The 14,356-nt window shown below is 71.5% G+C and carries 17 protein-coding genes; 9 read left to right on the top strand and 8 right to left on the bottom strand.

What is annotated here, in order from left to right; all coding sequences use genetic code 11:
• Positions 1–40 precede the first annotated feature (40 nt).
• On the bottom strand, positions 41–676 hold the full coding sequence (locus AB0F38_RS22805) for a YigZ family protein (protein WP_361896317.1): 636 nt from the start codon (positions 674–676) through the stop codon (positions 41–43).
• Between the two features lie 82 nt (positions 677–758).
• Here AB0F38_RS22805 and AB0F38_RS22810 point away from each other — a divergent pair, with 82 nt between their 5' ends.
• Together AB0F38_RS22810 and AB0F38_RS22815 are read left to right on the top strand one after the other, a co-directional pair.
• On the top strand, positions 759–1,175 hold the full coding sequence (locus tag AB0F38_RS22810) for a CoA-binding protein (protein WP_361896320.1): 417 nt from the start codon (positions 759–761) through the stop codon (positions 1,173–1,175).
• Positions 1,176–1,211: 36 nt separating this feature from the next.
• On the top strand, positions 1,212–2,021 hold the full coding sequence (locus AB0F38_RS22815; RefSeq protein ID WP_361896322.1) for an AAC(3) family N-acetyltransferase: 810 nt from the start codon (positions 1,212–1,214) through the stop codon (positions 2,019–2,021).
• Positions 2,022–2,137: 116 nt separating this feature from the next.
• Here the strand turns inward: AB0F38_RS22815 and AB0F38_RS22820 are convergent, their stop codons facing one another.
• Positions 2,138–2,722 carry an XRE family transcriptional regulator gene (locus AB0F38_RS22820; protein WP_361896324.1) on the bottom strand — a complete coding sequence of 195 codons (585 nt, stop codon included), beginning with the start codon at positions 2,720–2,722 and terminating at the stop codon, positions 2,138–2,140.
• A 93-nt stretch (positions 2,723–2,815) separates the two neighbouring features.
• On the opposite strand from AB0F38_RS22820, the gene AB0F38_RS22825 reads away from it, so the two are divergent.
• Positions 2,816–3,682: a DMT family transporter gene (locus AB0F38_RS22825; protein WP_361896327.1), complete on the top strand. Its 867-nt coding sequence runs from the start codon at positions 2,816–2,818 to the stop codon at positions 3,680–3,682.
• Positions 3,683–3,688: 6 nt separating this feature from the next.
• Here the strand turns inward: AB0F38_RS22825 and AB0F38_RS22830 are convergent, their stop codons facing one another.
• Positions 3,689–4,441: an acyltransferase gene (locus tag AB0F38_RS22830; protein ID WP_361896330.1), complete on the bottom strand. Its 753-nt coding sequence runs from the start codon at positions 4,439–4,441 to the stop codon at positions 3,689–3,691.
• Between the two features lie 154 nt (positions 4,442–4,595).
• Between AB0F38_RS22830 and AB0F38_RS22835 the strand changes: the two genes are divergently transcribed.
• Entirely contained in the window at positions 4,596–5,126 is a 531-nt protein-coding gene (locus AB0F38_RS22835) for a gamma carbonic anhydrase family protein (protein WP_361896332.1), read from the top strand.
• Between the two features lie 117 nt (positions 5,127–5,243).
• On the opposite strand, the gene AB0F38_RS22840 is transcribed toward AB0F38_RS22835, so the two are convergent.
• Together AB0F38_RS22840 and AB0F38_RS22845 are read right to left on the bottom strand one after the other, a co-directional pair.
• Complete coding sequence (locus tag AB0F38_RS22840) at positions 5,244–5,909, bottom strand: DedA family protein (RefSeq protein WP_361896335.1); 666 nt, start codon at positions 5,907–5,909, stop codon at positions 5,244–5,246.
• A 147-nt stretch (positions 5,910–6,056) separates the two neighbouring features.
• Entirely contained in the window at positions 6,057–6,494 is a 438-nt protein-coding gene (locus AB0F38_RS22845; protein WP_361896484.1) for a DUF4442 domain-containing protein, read from the bottom strand.
• A gap of 109 nt (positions 6,495–6,603) precedes the next feature.
• On the opposite strand from AB0F38_RS22845, the gene AB0F38_RS22850 reads away from it, so the two are divergent.
• Together AB0F38_RS22850 and AB0F38_RS22855 are read left to right on the top strand one after the other, a co-directional pair.
• On the top strand, positions 6,604–7,647 hold the full coding sequence (locus tag AB0F38_RS22850) for a hypothetical protein (protein ID WP_361896338.1): 1,044 nt from the start codon (positions 6,604–6,606) through the stop codon (positions 7,645–7,647).
• Between the two features lie 66 nt (positions 7,648–7,713).
• Positions 7,714–9,027, top strand: coding sequence for an MFS transporter (locus AB0F38_RS22855; RefSeq protein ID WP_361896341.1), 1,314 nt, complete (start codon positions 7,714–7,716; stop codon positions 9,025–9,027).
• Here the strand turns inward: AB0F38_RS22855 and AB0F38_RS22860 are convergent.
• The 3 genes from AB0F38_RS22860 to AB0F38_RS22870 form a co-directional block, all read right to left on the bottom strand.
• Positions 8,989–9,834, bottom strand: a complete 846-nt coding sequence (locus AB0F38_RS22860; RefSeq protein ID WP_361896343.1) for a fused MFS/spermidine synthase — start codon at positions 9,832–9,834, stop codon at positions 8,989–8,991. The two genes, AB0F38_RS22855 and AB0F38_RS22860, sit on opposite strands and share 39 nt — an antisense overlap.
• Positions 9,835–9,923: 89 nt before the next feature.
• Positions 9,924–11,093 carry an elongation factor Tu gene (gene tuf, locus AB0F38_RS22865; protein WP_361896346.1) on the bottom strand — a complete coding sequence of 390 codons (1,170 nt, stop codon included), beginning with the start codon at positions 11,091–11,093 and terminating at the stop codon, positions 9,924–9,926.
• Positions 11,094–11,186: 93 nt separating this feature from the next.
• Positions 11,187–11,360: a hypothetical protein gene (locus tag AB0F38_RS22870; RefSeq protein ID WP_361896349.1), complete on the bottom strand. Its 174-nt coding sequence runs from the start codon at positions 11,358–11,360 to the stop codon at positions 11,187–11,189.
• 281 nt (positions 11,361–11,641) lie between these two features.
• On the opposite strand from AB0F38_RS22870, the gene AB0F38_RS22875 reads away from it, so the two are divergent.
• The 3 genes from AB0F38_RS22875 to AB0F38_RS22885 all read left to right on the top strand — a co-directional run bounded on the left by AB0F38_RS22875 (position 11,642) and on the right by AB0F38_RS22885 (position 14,356).
• A complete protein-coding gene (locus tag AB0F38_RS22875) occupies positions 11,642–12,364 on the top strand; it encodes a TVP38/TMEM64 family protein (RefSeq protein WP_361896352.1) in 723 nt (240 codons plus the stop codon).
• A 171-nt stretch (positions 12,365–12,535) separates the two neighbouring features.
• Complete coding sequence (locus AB0F38_RS22880) at positions 12,536–13,408, top strand: undecaprenyl-diphosphate phosphatase (RefSeq protein WP_361896355.1); 873 nt, start codon at positions 12,536–12,538, stop codon at positions 13,406–13,408.
• 156 nt (positions 13,409–13,564) lie between these two features.
• Complete coding sequence (locus AB0F38_RS22885; protein ID WP_361896357.1) at positions 13,565–14,356, top strand: SGNH/GDSL hydrolase family protein; 792 nt, start codon at positions 13,565–13,567, stop codon at positions 14,354–14,356.

Here is a 14,356-nt window from a genome sequence, read left to right on the forward strand (position 1 = left end):
GCCCGCCCGGCCGGGCGGATGCCGCCGGCCTCCCGATCTCTCATCCGGACCGGACCTCCCCGTACGCCTCGCCACCCAGTTCGAGCATCGCCGTGCCGGCCGTGGCATCGGCCAGCCAGGCCCTGAACCCTTCGACGTCGGCGTCCGGCAGCCCGATCTCGATCGTCACGGCCTCCGTGTACCGCACCTCGCGCACGGTCCTGCCGGTGGCCCGCAGATCGTTCTCCAGCTTGCCCGCCCGCTGGTGGTCGACGGTGACCGATGCGAGCCGGAACCGCTGACGGGTGATCGTGCCCAACGTGTCGAGCGCCTCGCCGACCGCTCCCCCGTATGCCCGGATCAGTCCCCCGGCACCGAGCTTGACTCCGCCGTAGTAGCGGGTGACGACGGCGACGACGTAACGCACCTCCCGCCGCATGAGCATCTGCAGCATGGGCACACCCGCGGTCCCGCCGGGCTCCCCGTCGTCACTCGCCTTCTGCACGGAGGCGTCGGCGCCGATCACGTAGGCGAAGCAGTTGTGGGTCGCGGTGGGGTGCTCCTTGCGGACGCGTGCGACGAAATCCTGTGCCTCCTGCTCCGTGGCGGCGGGGGCGAGCGCGCAGAGGAAACGCGATCGGTTGACCTCGGTCTCGTGCACGCCCGCACGGGCGACTGTCCGGTACTGCTCCTGCATCAGCCCACCCTATGTGCCGGTCCGCGGGCCACGTTCACCCTCCCGTGGGGAATGGTCCGGGAGGGCCGTCCGTTGTCCGGGCATGTACGCAGACGACGAGACGATCCGCAGGATCCTTCAGGACACGGGCGAGACCTGGGCGGTGGTCGGGCTGTCCGGCAACCGCTCGCGGACGGCCTACGGAGTGGCCGAGGTCCTCCAGCGCTTCGGTAAGAAGGTGGTCCCGGTGCACCCCAGGGCGGAGCCGGTCCACGGCGAGCGGGGCTACGCCTCGCTGGCGGACATCCCGTTCCCGGTCGACGTGGTGGATGTCTTCGTCAACAGCGACCTCGCGGGCGGGGTGGCCGACGAGGCGGTGGCGGCCGGAGCGAAGGCGGTCTGGTTCCAGCTCGGAGTGATCGACGAGGCGGCGTACGAGCGCACCCGCGCGGCGGGGCTCGACGTCGTGATGGACCGCTGCCCGGCGATCGAGATACCCCGCCTGGGCGGCCGCTCCTGAGAGGCGTGGTGTCGCGACCGGCGCCCGGCCGGGAGAATGTCCGCCGTGACACAGCACCTCGTCGACGGTGAACGCGCTGCCGCCCAGCTGACCGGGCTCGGCGTGGAGCGGGGTGGCGTCCTGCTGGTCCACGCGTCGATGCGCGCCGTGGGAGGGGACGCCGTGGCCATGGCGGACGCCCTGCGGACGGCGCTCGGACCGGAGGGGACGCTGGTCGTTCCCTCCTTCACCCCGGAGAATTCCGACACCTCGCCCTCGTATCTCAACCGTGTCCGCGGCCTGAGCGACGAATCGCGTGCGGCGGTGCGTGCGGCGATGCCGCCGTTCGACCGTGCGGCCACGCCCGCGCCCTCCATGGGCCGGCTCGCCGAGACGGTGCGGCTGACCCCGGGCGCCGAGCGCAGCGCCCATCCGCAGACCTCGTTCACCGCGATCGGCCCGTCGGCCGGGAAGCTGCTCGCGGGGCACCGCCCGGACTGCCATCTGGGCGAGGACTCCCCCCTGGCCCGGCTGTACGAAGCCGATGCGCAGATCCTGCTGCTGGGCACGGGTTTCGACACCTGCACCGCTTTCCACCTCGCCGAATACCGTCTTCCCGCCCCGCCGCGCCGCCTCTACCGCTGTGTGGTGGCACCGGAGGGCGGGCGCCGGTGGTGGGAGTACGAGGACGTGGCACTGGACGACAGCGACTTCGCCGCACTGGGCCGCGCCTTCGAGCGTGCGGAACTGACCGGCGCGGTCCGCACGGGCCGGGTGGGTTCGGCCGTCAGCCGCCTGATGCGTCTCCGCCCGGCCGTGGATTTCGCCGTCGGCTGGCTCGGGACCCATCGGACCGGCGGTGGTTGACTGCCCGGCGCTCCGCACAGCGGCGGGCACCGGCCATGCTCGGCCGGGGAGCAGCAGGTGGAACGGGTAGTGCGGGAGCCGGGTGCGCGCAGGTCCGCGGGGTCAGCGCCCCCTGCTCATGTGCCGTCCCGGCGGACCGGCGGGATCGAGACCGCCATGGTCAGTTCGGCCGGCTCGGTGCCTTCGTTGCGGTAGCTGTGCGGGACGTGCGCCGCGAAGGTCGCCGAGGTTCCGGCGGGTACCGCGTGCGCCTCGCCGTCGACGACCAGGGTCAGTTCGCCCGCCGTGACATGGAGGAGTTCCACCGTTCCTTCGGGGTGCGGGTCGGAGGCGCTGCTGTCGCCGGGCATCAGGTGCCAGGACCAGAGCTCGATGGGACCCCTGGCCTCCGTACCCACCAGCAGCGTGGTCGAGCTGCCCGCCTCCGTGGACCACATGCGGACGGCCTGGCTCTCGGGTACCAGCCGCACCTGGGACCCCTGCTCGTAGTCGAGCAGGGTGGTGATGCTGACGCCCAGTGCGTCCGCGAGCTTGACGGTGGTGCCGACGCTCGGGTTCGTCCGGGCCTGCTCGATCTGGATGATCATGCCGCGGCTGACCCCGGCCCGGGCCGCGAGGGCGTCCAGCGTGAAGCCACGCTCGCCCCGCCAGCGCCTGAGATTGCGTGCGAGCGACTGGGTGAGCTGATCGAGGTCAGACACATTCCGTCCAATATTGTGGATGACAGGGTCGAAAATATTGCACTACGGCGTGGTGCACCCACCCGACCATCGCACTGTACTGCGAGGCACTCGATGACAGCACTGTTCGCCCTGGCCACGAGCCTTCTGTGGGGGCTGGCCGACTTCGGCGGCGGACTGCTCACCCGGCGCACGCCCGCCCTCACGGTCGTGGTGGTCTCGCAGCGCGTCGCCGCCCTCGTGCTGGGCGTCGTGGTGATCGCGACGGGCGGCTGGAGCGAGGCCGGGGGCCGGCTCTGGTTCGCGGTGGCGGCGGGCGCCGTCGGCCCGGTCGCGATGCTGAGCTTCTACAAGGCCCTGGCACTGGGCCCGATGGGCATGGTGTCCCCGTTCGGATCGCTGGGCGTCGCCGTGCCGGTGGCGGTCGGCCTCGTCGTCGGTGAGCGGCCGGGGCTGCTGCAGTCCGCCGGGGTGGCCGTGGCCGTCGCGGGCGTCGTCCTGGCGGGCGGCCCGCAGCTGCGCGGGGCGCCGGTGCAGCGCCAGGCGGTGGTCCTGACACTGCTGGCCGCGTTCGGCTTCGGAGCGGTGATGGCCCTGATCGCGGAGGCGTCGACGACGGTGACCGGGCTCTTCCTGGCACTCCTCGTCCAGCGCGTCACGAACATCGCGGTAGGCGGCACGGCGTTGTACGTATCGGTACGCCGTGGAGGCCGCGCCCTGCCCGAGGAGGGCGGCGGAGCCGTCGTGCTCGCCGCGCTGCCCGCGCTGGCTTTCATCGGCCTCGCCGATGTCGCGGCGAACGGCACGTACGCGATCGCCGCCCGGCACGGCCCGGTCACCGTCGCCGCCGTACTGGCCTCGCTCCACCCCGTGGTGACGGCCCTGGCCGCACGGGGCGTGCTGGGCGAGCGGTTGCGCGGCGTCCAGGCGGCAGGGGCGGGCCTGGCCCTGGTGGGCACGGTCCTGCTGGCAGCCGGATAGCGCCCGTCAGGCGCGGGGGGTGTCCTCCAGCAGATGCGCCACGGCCTGCAGCTGCTCAGGAGTGACCCCTTCGGGGATCGGGACCGGGGCGGGTGTGCGCAGGGGCGGCTGCCAGCCCTTGTCGGGGTCCCAGCTCCGCACGACGCGGGCGGGCGCCCCCGCCACCACCGCGTGGTCGGGCACCTCTCCCCGCACGACGGCTCCCGCCGCCACCACGACATTGCGGCCGAGGCTGGCCCCGGGGAGGATCACCGCTCCGGTACCGATCCAGCAGCCCGGGCCGATCACGACCGGCTCCATGCGCGGCCACTGCTTGCCGACGGGCTCCTCAGGGTCGTCGTAGCTGTGGTTGGTGGACGTGATGTAGACGTACGGGCCGCAGTACGTGTCCGAGCCGATCGTCACCGCGGTGTCCGCGATGACATGGCTGCCGCGGCCGAGCACGACGCCGTCTCCCAGGGTCAGGATGGGGTCCGCCCCCAGGTCCAGATCGGGCATCAGTCCCGCCGTGAGTGTCACCTGCTCACCGATGATGCAGTGATCGCCCAGCTCGATCCACGGCTCGCCGAAGACGGTGCCCTGCGGGAAGGCGAGCCGGGTTCCCGTGCCGATCCGGCCGAACCTCAGCCGCCCCGGATGCTGCGCGGTGACCGCCCCGGCCTCCTGCACCCAGTCCCAGCTCCGGTGGACGGCCCGGGACAGGACACGGCGCCGCCAGCGGGCCAGCGGGAAGGAGAACGTGTCTCTGTTCTTCGGCACCCGCTCACGGTAGTCGGCAGGGACGGGCGGATCCCCGGGACCGGCTGTGATGTTCACCCCACACCGCTCCGGGACCAGGAACACGTCGCCTACCGTTCACCTGAGGACACCGGAAGGCGCACGACCGCACACCCCCGCAGCGGAGGAGCAGGCGATGGCAGAGCAGGCGTTGATCACCGGCATCGGCGGCAAGGAGCCGGACGTCGATCCGGACGCCTTCGTGGCACCCACCTCGGTCGTCATGGGTGAGGTCTCGCTGGCCGCCGGTTCCAGCGTCTGGTATCAGGCCGTGCTGCGTGCCGACTGCGGCCCGATCTCGCTCGGCCCGCAGAGCAACATCCAGGACAACTGCAGCGTGCACACCGACCCCGGCTTCCCGCTGACCGTTGGCGCACGGGTCTCCGTCGGGCACAACGCCGTCCTGCACGGCTGCGTCATCGAAGACGACGTCCTGATCGGCATGGGTGCGACCGTCCTCAACGGGGCGCACATCGGTGCCGGTTCGCTCGTCGCCGCGCAGGCCCTCGTCCCGCAGGGGATGCGGGTACCGCCCGGCTCCCTCGTCGCGGGTGTCCCCGCCAAGGTCAAGCGGGAACTGACCGCCGAGGAGCGCGAGGGCATCGCCTTCAACGCGGCCGGCTACGTGGAACTGGCGAAGGCGCACCGCGCCGCGCACGGGGCCTGACCGTCCCGCCCGGGGGCGGACTGCCGGGGGCGGACTGCCGGGGTGGGTCGGTCAGGGTTCAGGGCGCCCCGGGGTTCCGGCGTTCCCTTCGCCAGGCGCCCGGGAGAGCGTGGGCAATCAGTCCGCGACGGCCACGACGTCCGGCTCGGACGCCCGCACAGGGCCGTCCGCCGACTGCCGCTCCGCCTTCTTGGCCCGGTTCCTCAGCACCAGCATCGAGGTGAGCCCGATCAGCACCGCGGCCACCAGGCCGAGCCACGAGAAACGCTTGAGCCATGCCTCGGCGACGACTCCCACCGAGTAGATGACGGCCGTGGTGCCCCCGGCCCAGAGGATGCCGCCGAACACATTGGCGATCAGGAACTTCCAGTACGGCATGCGCAGGACACCGGCCAGGGGCCCGGCGAAGATCCGCAGCAGTGCGACGAAACGGCCGAAGAAGACCGCCCACATGCCCCACTTCTCGAACGACCGCTCCGCCATGGCGATCTGGGCCGGCCCGAAGTGCTTGGGGAATCTGGCGCCGAGCCAGGCGAGCAGGGGGCGTCCTCCCCTGCGGCCGATGGCGTAGCCGATCGAGTCCCCGATGATCGCTCCGGCCGACGCGCAGGCGCCGAGTACCACGGGGTCGATGTCACCGTGCTGGGAGGCGAGGAGCGCCGAACTGACGAGGACGATCTCGCCCGGCAGCGGAATGCCCAGGCTCTCGAGTCCGATGACGACCCCCACCAGGAGGTAAATGCTGACCGCGGGGACGGTCTCGAGCCACTCCTGGACGTGCAACGCCTGTTCCTCCCGCTGAGAATCTGCCCGCCGTGCACCTGAGGCGCACGGCGGGCAGCCTACCGGGTCGGCCGGCGCGAGGACTCCTTCCCACCGGCCGCACGCACGGGCCGGGTGCCGGCCAGGTGTGTCCGCCCCGGTGCCGGGTCAGCGGTTCGGACGCAGCGTCCAGACCACGCTCATCTCGCTCGTCACCGCACCGTCGGCCCGCCGGATCTCGACGGCCACGGGGAACTCCGGGCGCTTGCCCTCGTCCAGCTCGGCCACGACCTCGGTCGCCGGGCGGCCCAGCGTGGCCGTCGCGGTGAGCCGGCCCATGGCCACCTTCTTGAACGCCATCTCCGTGGTGACGGGCAGCGGAACGGCCCGCGCCATCTGGTCACCGAACGCGGCGATCACGATCGCGCCGCTGGCCGACTCGGCCAGCGTGAACATCGCTCCGGCGTGGGGGCCGCCAAGGTGGTTGTGATACTCGGGCTGGTCCGGCAGCGAGAGGACAGCACGCTCCGCGGTCGTCTCCAGGTATTCGAGGTTGAGGGTCCGCACCATCGGAACGCTCGCGGACAGCAGGTCGCCGACTGTCATCTCTTCCGTGCTCATGGCCGTCATGTTACTAGCGGGTAGCACTCTTTGACCATCCCCTCACAGGGGCGGCCGTAGCAGTGGACGGTCCACCCCTCTATGGTTACTGGCCATGTGGCCAGGACAGCAGCCGCCCGGGGGCGAGCAAAACCCGCAGGACCAGAATCAGAACCCGTACCAGCAGCCGGGGTACCAGCAGCCGAATCCCTATCAGCAGCCGGGATATCAGCAGCCGGGTTACCAGCAGGGCCAGCCGGGCCAGCAGCCCGGATACCCGCAGCCCAACCCGTACCAGCAGCCCACCGTGCCGCAGTACGCGGTGCCGGGCGGCCAGCCCGGCGGTCCGCAGCCGGACGACAGGAAGAAGACGACGATCGTCGCGATCGTCGCCGCCACCGCGGTCGTCGTGGCGGCTGTCGTCACCGGCGTCGTCGTCATGAACAAGGACGACGACAAGGGCGGTACGAGCGGCGCCGGCGGCAAGGCCTCGCCGTCCGCGAAGCCCTCCGACACCGCCTCCTCCCCCGCGGCCAACCCGCGGGGCGGTGAGGACGCCGCGCCGACGGTCCCCGGCTGGAAGGTCGTGACCAATCCCAAGTGGGGCACTCAGTTCGACGTGCCCGGCGACTGGGAGGTCGCGGGCAGCAGTGTGTTCTCCGGCTTCGAGGACGTCAAGAACCCCACCGGGAAGCCGGCTGTCGGCTTTACCGCGCCGGCCTACTACAAGAGCAAGTGGTGCGTCGACGACTCCGACAAGGACGGTCGTGACGAGGACACCGGTCTGGCCGGTGTCGGCACCAAGGGCGGCCAGGGTGCGAAGAGCACCGACGAGGCCGCCACCAACGAGGCCGCCAACTGGGTCTGGGCCGCCTACGCCCAGGAGGACCCCAAGGAGAAGGTCAAGATAGGCAAGCCCAAGCCGTACACGACCAAGTCCGGTCTCTCCGGCAGCGTCGTGACGGCGACCGCCACAGGGCTGGCCAACAAGGACAAGTGCGACACCGACGGCAAGTCGATCGCGTTCACCTTCAAGAACACCAAGGGCGAGTACGCGTCCTGGGTCCTCTACGCCAACGCCGGAGTCGCCGACGAACTCCCGGACGCCACCGTCCAGAAGATCCTCAGCACCGTCAGGCTCGCCGGGAGCGCGTCCTGACCTGGGGCAGCCGGGGCCGGGTTAACCCATTTGGCAGCACGGGGCCGCGGCGGGGATAGTCCTCGGGTGACTTCCGCCGCCTCCCCGCCCACCGAAAGCCGCTCCCCGCGGACCGGCCGCAACTACGGTCTGCTGACCGCCGCCGCGATCATCACGAGCCTGGGTACCCATGGCGCGCTGATCGCGGCGGCCTTCGCGGTTCTGGAATCGGGCGGCGACGGCGGTGACGTGGGGCTGGTCGCGGCCGCACGCACCGCGCCGCTGGTGCTCTTCCTGCTGATCGGCGGCGCGATCGCGGACCGGCTTCCGCGGCACCGCGTGATGGTGGCGGCCAACACGCTCAACTGCGTTTCCCAGGCGGCGTTCGCCTGGCTGGTGCTGGCAGGCGACCCCCAGCTGTGGCAGATGATGCTGCTGACCGCGCTGTGCGGTACCGGTCAGGCCTTCTTCAACCCGGCGGCCGAGGGCATGCTGATGTCCAGCGTCAGCGGCGATCAGGCGGCCCGCGCCTTCGCCTTCTTCCGGATGTCCATGCACGGTGCGGCCATCGGCGGCGCGGCGCTCGGCGGCGCGATGATCGCGGCCATGGACCCGGGCTGGGTCCTGGCCGTCGACGCGGCGGCGTTCGCCGTCGCCGGTGTGCTCCGGGCCTTCCTCGACGTGAGCCACATCCCCGCGCGCGAACCCGGCGGAGGGCTGCTCGCCGATATGCGCGACGGCTGGCGGGAGGTCGCGGGGCGCCCCTGGCTCTGGGCCATCGTGCTGCAGTTCTCCGTGGTCGTGGCCGTGGTCGGGGCCGCCGAGGCGGTGTACGGCCCGCTGGTGGCACGGGACGAGCTCGGGGGCGCACGTCCGTGGGGGTTCGCGCTCGCCGCGTTCGGGGTCGGCACCCTGGGCGGGGCGCTGCTCATGATGCGCTGGAAGCCCCGGAGGCTGCTGCTGGCCGGGACGCTCTGCGTGTTCCCCATGGCCCTGCCGTCGGCGGGCCTCGCGATACCTCTGCCGGTGACGGCGCTGTGCGGCGTGATGTTCGTGACCGGGGTCGCCATCGAGGTGTTCGGTGTCTCCTGGATGACGGCCCTTCATCAGGAGATACCGGAGGAGAAGCTGTCCCGGGTCTCGGCGTACGACTGGTTCGGCTCGGTCGCGATGGTGCCGCTCGCGACGGCGGCGGCCGGTCCGGTGGAGACGCTGGTGGGCCGCAGCGAGGCGCTGTGGGGTTGCGCCGTGCTGATCGTGGTGGTCACGGTGGGGGTTCTGTGCGTCCCGGACGTACGGAATCTGACCCGGCGCGGCACCGTGAAGGCGGCCGGCGCCAGGGTCCCGGCGCCGGCCGGGGCGTCAGCCGATGCCGAAGGCCCCGTCGGGGGGCTCGGGTGATGCGACGGCCTCGTCGTCGCGTACCGGCGCGGCTCCGCCGATGAGCCGCGTCAGCGCCGCCCCGTGGCTGACCCGGGCGGGGAACGCGTCGGCGGCGCACAGCCTCGTCAGCGGTGCGATGTCGAGCGGGCTCCGGGAAGCGACGAGCACGACGTTGCCGAAGCGTCTGCCGCGCAGCACGGCGGGCTCGGCGATCAGCGCGAGCTCGTCGAATACCTCGGCGAAGTTGGCGAGCTGCGGGCGCAGAAAGCCGAACGGAGCGCTGTCGGCCAGGTTGGCCGCGTAGATTCCGTCCGCGCGCAGGACCCGCCCGGCAGCCCGTGCGTACTCGACGGACGTGAGAGGGGCAGGTACGCGCGCGCCGCCGAAGACATCGGCGATCAGGAGGTCCGCGGAATCCTCAGGTGCCTGCTCCAGCCAGCCCCGGGCATCGGTGCCGTGCACGGTGATCCCGGCCTCTCCGGGCAGCGGCAGATGCTCGCGGACCAGCTCGATCAGTCCACGGTCGGTCTCGGCGACATCCTGCCGGGACCCGGGGCGGGTCGCCGCGACGTAGCGGGGCAGGGTGAGCGCCCCGCCGCCGAGGTGCACGACGTCCAGCGGCGCACCGGGCTCCCCCGCCCGGTCCACGACATGGGCGAGCCGCCGTACGTACTCGAATTCGAGGTGCTCCGGGTCATCGAGGTCCACGTAGGACTGCGGGGCGCCGTCGACCGTGAGCAGCCAGGCCCGGTCCCGGTCCACATCGGGCAGCAGCCGGGCGGTGCCGCAGTCGGTGGTACGGATGACGGGTATCGGCTCGTTCACGCCCCCATTGTTCCCCCTTCCCGAGGAGTGCCGGACACACGGGACCCGCCCCCCGCGAAGGGTGGGGGGCGGGTTCCGCGGTGCCTGGGTCAGAGCAGGCCGGTGACCGTACCGGCGCCGACCGTCCGGCCGCCCTCGCGGATCGCGAAGCCGAGACCGGCCTCGAGCGGGACGTCACGGCCGAGCTCGATGGTCATGGTGACCGTGTCGCCGGGCCGTGCCACGGCCGTGTCACCGAGGTCGACGTCGCCGACCACGTCCGCCGTGCGGATGTAGAACTGCGGCCGGTATCCGGTGGTGACCGGAGTGGTCCGGCCTCCTTCCCGGGCCGACAGGACGTACACCCGCGCGGTGAAGCGCCGGCTCGGACTCACGCTGCCGGGAGCCGCCACCACATGGCCGCGGCGGACCCGGTCGCGCTCCACTCCGCGCAGCAGCAACGCGACGTTGTCCCCGGCCTCGGCAGACTCCATCGGCTTGCCGAAGGTCTCCAGGCCGGTCACGACCGTCTCGATGTCCGCGCCGAGCACCGACACCCTGTCCCCGACGCGCACGGTGCCGCGCTCCACGGCGCCGGTGACGACGGTGCCGCGGCCCGTGATGGTGAGCACGTTCTCCACGGACAGCAGGAACGGCGCGTCGGTGTAGCGCACCGGCATCGGTACGTACGTGTCGATCGCGTCCAGCAGTCCGTCGATGGACGCCGTCCAGCGCGGGTCCCCCTCCAGGGCCTTGAGGCCCGACACCCGTACGACGGGCAACGTGTCGCCACCGTAGCCGTGGGCGGAGAGGAGCTCGCGGACCTCCAGCTCGACGAGGTCCGTCAGCTCGGGGTCACCCGCGTCGGCCTTGTTGAGGGCCACGACGATGTGGTCGACGCCGACCTGACGGGCCAGCAGGACATGCTCCGCCGTCTGCGGCATGATCCCGTCGAGCGCGGACACGACGAGGATCGCGCCGTCGAGCTGCGCCGCTCCGGTGACCATGTTCTTGATGTAGTCGGCATGGCCGGGCATGTCGACGTGCGCGTAGTGGCGGGTGTCCGTCTCGTACTCGACGTGCGAGATGTTGATGGTGATGCCGCGCTGCGCCTCCTCCGGCGCCCGGTCGATCCGGTCGAACGGCACGAACGTGCCGGTCCCCCGGTCGCTCAGCACTTTGGTGATGGCGGCGGTCAGCGTGGTCTTGCCGTGGTCGACGTGGCCCATGGTGCCGATGTTCAGGTGCGGCTTGGTGCGCACGTATGCCGTCTTGGGCATGGCTCGTTCCTTGGAATTCGAAGCTGCGAGGAGAAGACCCCAGGGCCCTGCCGACCCTCCCCTTGCGGGGTCCGCCGGACTGTCGGGGGAGGGTCAGCTTCGGGCGCCGCCGATGGGCGCCGCCGAAGCGGTGAACGCCGCGACTGCTGCTGCGGCCACTGCCGCGACTGCCGTTGCGGCTGCCGCGCTCGCGACCGCGGGGTTCACGGCAGCCTTCGGCGCGTCCGCGACTGCGGACTGCGCTGCGAGGAAGGCGTACCGGAACATGCCCCTGATCCTGGTTCATGCGCGCGCTCACGTCGAGCGGTTTTCGAGCGGGCGCGGCCGGTGTGACGGGCAGGGGCCGGTCCACCGGCGCCCGGAAGCCTGGACCGGGTTCGCGAGTCTCGCTTCTGGACGAACGGCCTGATATCGGTGTGCGCCGTTGACGCGAGAGCCCGCCGCGGTGAAGGACGGCAGGGCTCTCGCGTGCCCCATGCCGCTCCCCCGCGTGGCCCGTCACACGCACATGACGGCGATCACACACGCGTTTCGGTTACGCTCCCCAGATGTTCGAGCCCGTCCCCGCAACGCCGCCCGCCGGCGGCCTCGCCGTTCGCTGTACGAGGGTGCTGCTCTCCCCCTGGTCCAGGTTCTCCCTGCTCGTGGCGGTGCTGCTGGCCGCCGCCACCACCATGGTGCTGTTCGAACCACAGCGACTGCTGGCCTCGGGCTGGCCGCCCCACCTGACGGGTTCGGCCGCGGCGATGCTGTTCGGCGTCGCCTACGGCGTGTGCACCGTGGCGTTCGTGCCGCGTCCGCTGCTCAATCTCGCCGCCGGTGCGCTCTTCGGCGCTCAGACCGGTCTGGCTGCCGCCCTGGCCGGGACCGTGCTCGGTGCGGGCGTCTCGTTCATGCTGGGCCGGGTGCTGGGGCAGGACGCGCTCCGCACGCTGCTGCGCGGCAAGTGGCTGATGGCAGCGGACGGGGTGCTGAGCCGGCACGGATTCCGCTCCATGCTGGCGCTGCGGCTCTTCCCCGGAGTGCCGTTCGCGGCCGCCAACTACTGCGCGGCGACCTCGCGTATGGGGTATCCGCCGTTCCTGCTGGCCACCGGGCTCGGCTCGATCCCCAACACGGCGGCCTACGTCATCGCCGGCAGCGAGGCGTCCTCGCCGACCTCGCCGGCGTTCCTCGCGGCGACGGGCTTCATCGTGCTCTCCGGTGCGGGTGCGGCCCTGCTGGCCTGGCGCAGGCGTCACCGGCTGGGCGGGGCGGAGACCGCCTCGTAAACGGGGGCGCCCCGGAGTCCGTTCATCTGCAGGCGATACGCTGCCCGCGACCGACAGAGGATGTCCGGGGCCGTGGCGTCCCGTCCCCTTTTCTGACCACATCCGCACGGTGCCGACGGCCTTCCTGTCCGTCGGCCGTTGCATGAGCACCTCCGGGATGGCCAAAGCCCCATGAGCTGGTTCGAATCATTCGTCCTGGGCCTCGTTCAGGGACTGACCGAGTTCCTGCCGATCTCCTCCAGCGCGCACCTGCGGCTGACCGCCGCGTTCGCGGGCTGGCACGACCCGGGTGCGGCGTTCACCGCCATCACGCAGATCGGCACGGAGGCCGCGGTCCTCATCTACTTCCGCAAGGACATCGCCCGGATCATCTCGGCCTGGTTCCGGTCGCTGACCGATTCGTCGATGCGCGGCGACCACGACGCCCAGATGGGCTGGCTGGTCATCATCGGTTCGATTCCCATCGGTGTGCTCGGCGTCACGCTCAAGGACCAGATCGAGGGTCCGTTCCGTGATCTGCGTCTGATCGCGACCACCCTGATCGTCATGGGCATCGTCCTCGGCATCGCGGACCGGCTCGCGGCCCGCGACGAGACCGGCGGCAAGCACCGTGCGATCAAGGAGCGCAAATCCCTGCGGGAGCTCGGTGTCCGGGACGGCCTGATCTTCGGCATCTGCCAGGCGATGGCCCTGATCCCTGGCGTGTCCCGCTCGGGCGCGACGATCAGCGGTGGTCTGCTCATGGGCTACACCCGTGAGGCGGCGGCACGCTACTCGTTCCTGCTGGCCATCCCCGCGGTGCTGGCATCGGGGGCGTACGAGCTGAAGGACGCGGGTGAGGGTCACGTCTCCTGGGGACCGACGATCTTCGCGACGATCATCGCGTTCGTGGTCGGTTACGCGGTCATCGCCTGGTTCATGAAGTTCATCACGACGAAGAGCTTCATGCCGTTCGTCATCTACCGCGTGATCCTGGGCATCGCCCTGTTCATCCTGATCGGGGCGGGCGTGCTGAGCCCGCACGCGGGTGAGTCCGCGGGCTGAGCAAGGCCCTTGCGCCCCTGACTCCCGGACCGGGCCGGTCCGGGAGTCAGTCATTTCGCCGATGACGTGAGGGCTCCGGGGCGGGAGGTTGGGTGTGGTCACGCTCGTCGGCGGCAGTGCACCGGCCGCCTTCCCTCTCACTCCACGGAGAATCCCATGCCCCTGCCCCGCACAGCCGGTTCCGCACTGCTGGCCCTCGCGCTCGCCTCGGTCGCCGTCCCGGCCTCCGCCTCCCCGACGACGGCCACGGCGACGGCGGCCGAGGTGCATTACGTGGCCCTCGGTGACTCGTACGCCTCCGGTACCGGCGCCGGCAGCTACTCCGACATCGCGTGCACCCGGAGCCGCAACGCCTACCCCGCCCTGTGGGCCGGCACCAACGACCCCGCCTCGTTCTCCTTCGCCGCCTGCGGCGGTGCGAAGATCCCCGATGTGCTCGGCGGCCAGGTCGGCGAACTCGACGAGGGCACCACCCTGGTCAGCCTGAGCATCGGAGGCAACGACTCCGGCTTCGCCTCGACCATGCTCAGCTGTCAGTACTCCACCCTGTCGGCCTGCGAGCGGGCCCTGGAAACGGCCGGGGAGTACGTCGTGAACGAATTGCCGGGCGAGCTGGACAGCCTCTACGCGACCGTCCGCGCCCGGGCGCCCCATGCCGAGGTCGTCGTGATCGGATACCCGCACCTCTACAAGGAGGGCGGCCTCTGTCTCGGCGGGCTCAGCTCCGCCAAGCGCACGGCCGTCAACCGGGGTTCGGATCTGCTCAACGCGACGATCGCGGGCCGTGCGGCGGCAGCCGGATTCGCCTTCGCGGACGGCCGGCCGGCCTTCGCCGGGCACGAGATCTGCACCAGCGACGCATGGATCAGCGGCAGCAACGTCCACCCGACGGCCGAGGGGCACGCCTCCGCGTATCTGCCGGCCTTCAGCGCCGCCCTGGGGAACTGA

The organism is Streptomyces sp. NPDC025273, assembly GCF_040638585.1.
In the GTDB taxonomy this organism is placed as follows: Bacteria; Actinomycetota; Actinomycetes; order Streptomycetales; family Streptomycetaceae; genus Streptomyces; species Streptomyces cinereorectus.

Coding starts and splice junctions, on each gene's coding strand:
- AB0F38_RS22805 (WP_361896317.1), bottom strand. CDS start 676: ATGCAGGAGCAGTACCGGACAGTCGCCCGTGCGGGCGTGCACGAGACC.
- AB0F38_RS22810 (WP_361896320.1), top strand. CDS start 759: ATGTACGCAGACGACGAGACGATCCGCAGGATCCTTCAGGACACGGGC.
- AB0F38_RS22815 (WP_361896322.1), top strand. CDS start 1,212: ATGTCCGCCGTGACACAGCACCTCGTCGACGGTGAACGCGCTGCCGCC.
- AB0F38_RS22825 (WP_361896327.1), top strand. CDS start 2,816: ATGACAGCACTGTTCGCCCTGGCCACGAGCCTTCTGTGGGGGCTGGCC.
- AB0F38_RS22835 (WP_361896332.1), top strand. CDS start 4,596: ATGGCAGAGCAGGCGTTGATCACCGGCATCGGCGGCAAGGAGCCGGAC.
- AB0F38_RS22845 (WP_361896484.1), bottom strand. CDS start 6,494: ATGACAGTCGGCGACCTGCTGTCCGCGAGCGTTCCGATGGTGCGGACC.
- AB0F38_RS22850 (WP_361896338.1), top strand. CDS start 6,604: ATGTGGCCAGGACAGCAGCCGCCCGGGGGCGAGCAAAACCCGCAGGAC.
- tuf (WP_361896346.1), bottom strand. CDS start 11,093: ATGCCCAAGACGGCATACGTGCGCACCAAGCCGCACCTGAACATCGGC.
- AB0F38_RS22870 (WP_361896349.1), bottom strand. CDS start 11,360: ATGTTCCGGTACGCCTTCCTCGCAGCGCAGTCCGCAGTCGCGGACGCG.
- AB0F38_RS22875 (WP_361896352.1), top strand. CDS start 11,642: ATGTTCGAGCCCGTCCCCGCAACGCCGCCCGCCGGCGGCCTCGCCGTT.
- AB0F38_RS22880 (WP_361896355.1), top strand. CDS start 12,536: ATGAGCTGGTTCGAATCATTCGTCCTGGGCCTCGTTCAGGGACTGACC.
- AB0F38_RS22885 (WP_361896357.1), top strand. CDS start 13,565: ATGCCCCTGCCCCGCACAGCCGGTTCCGCACTGCTGGCCCTCGCGCTC.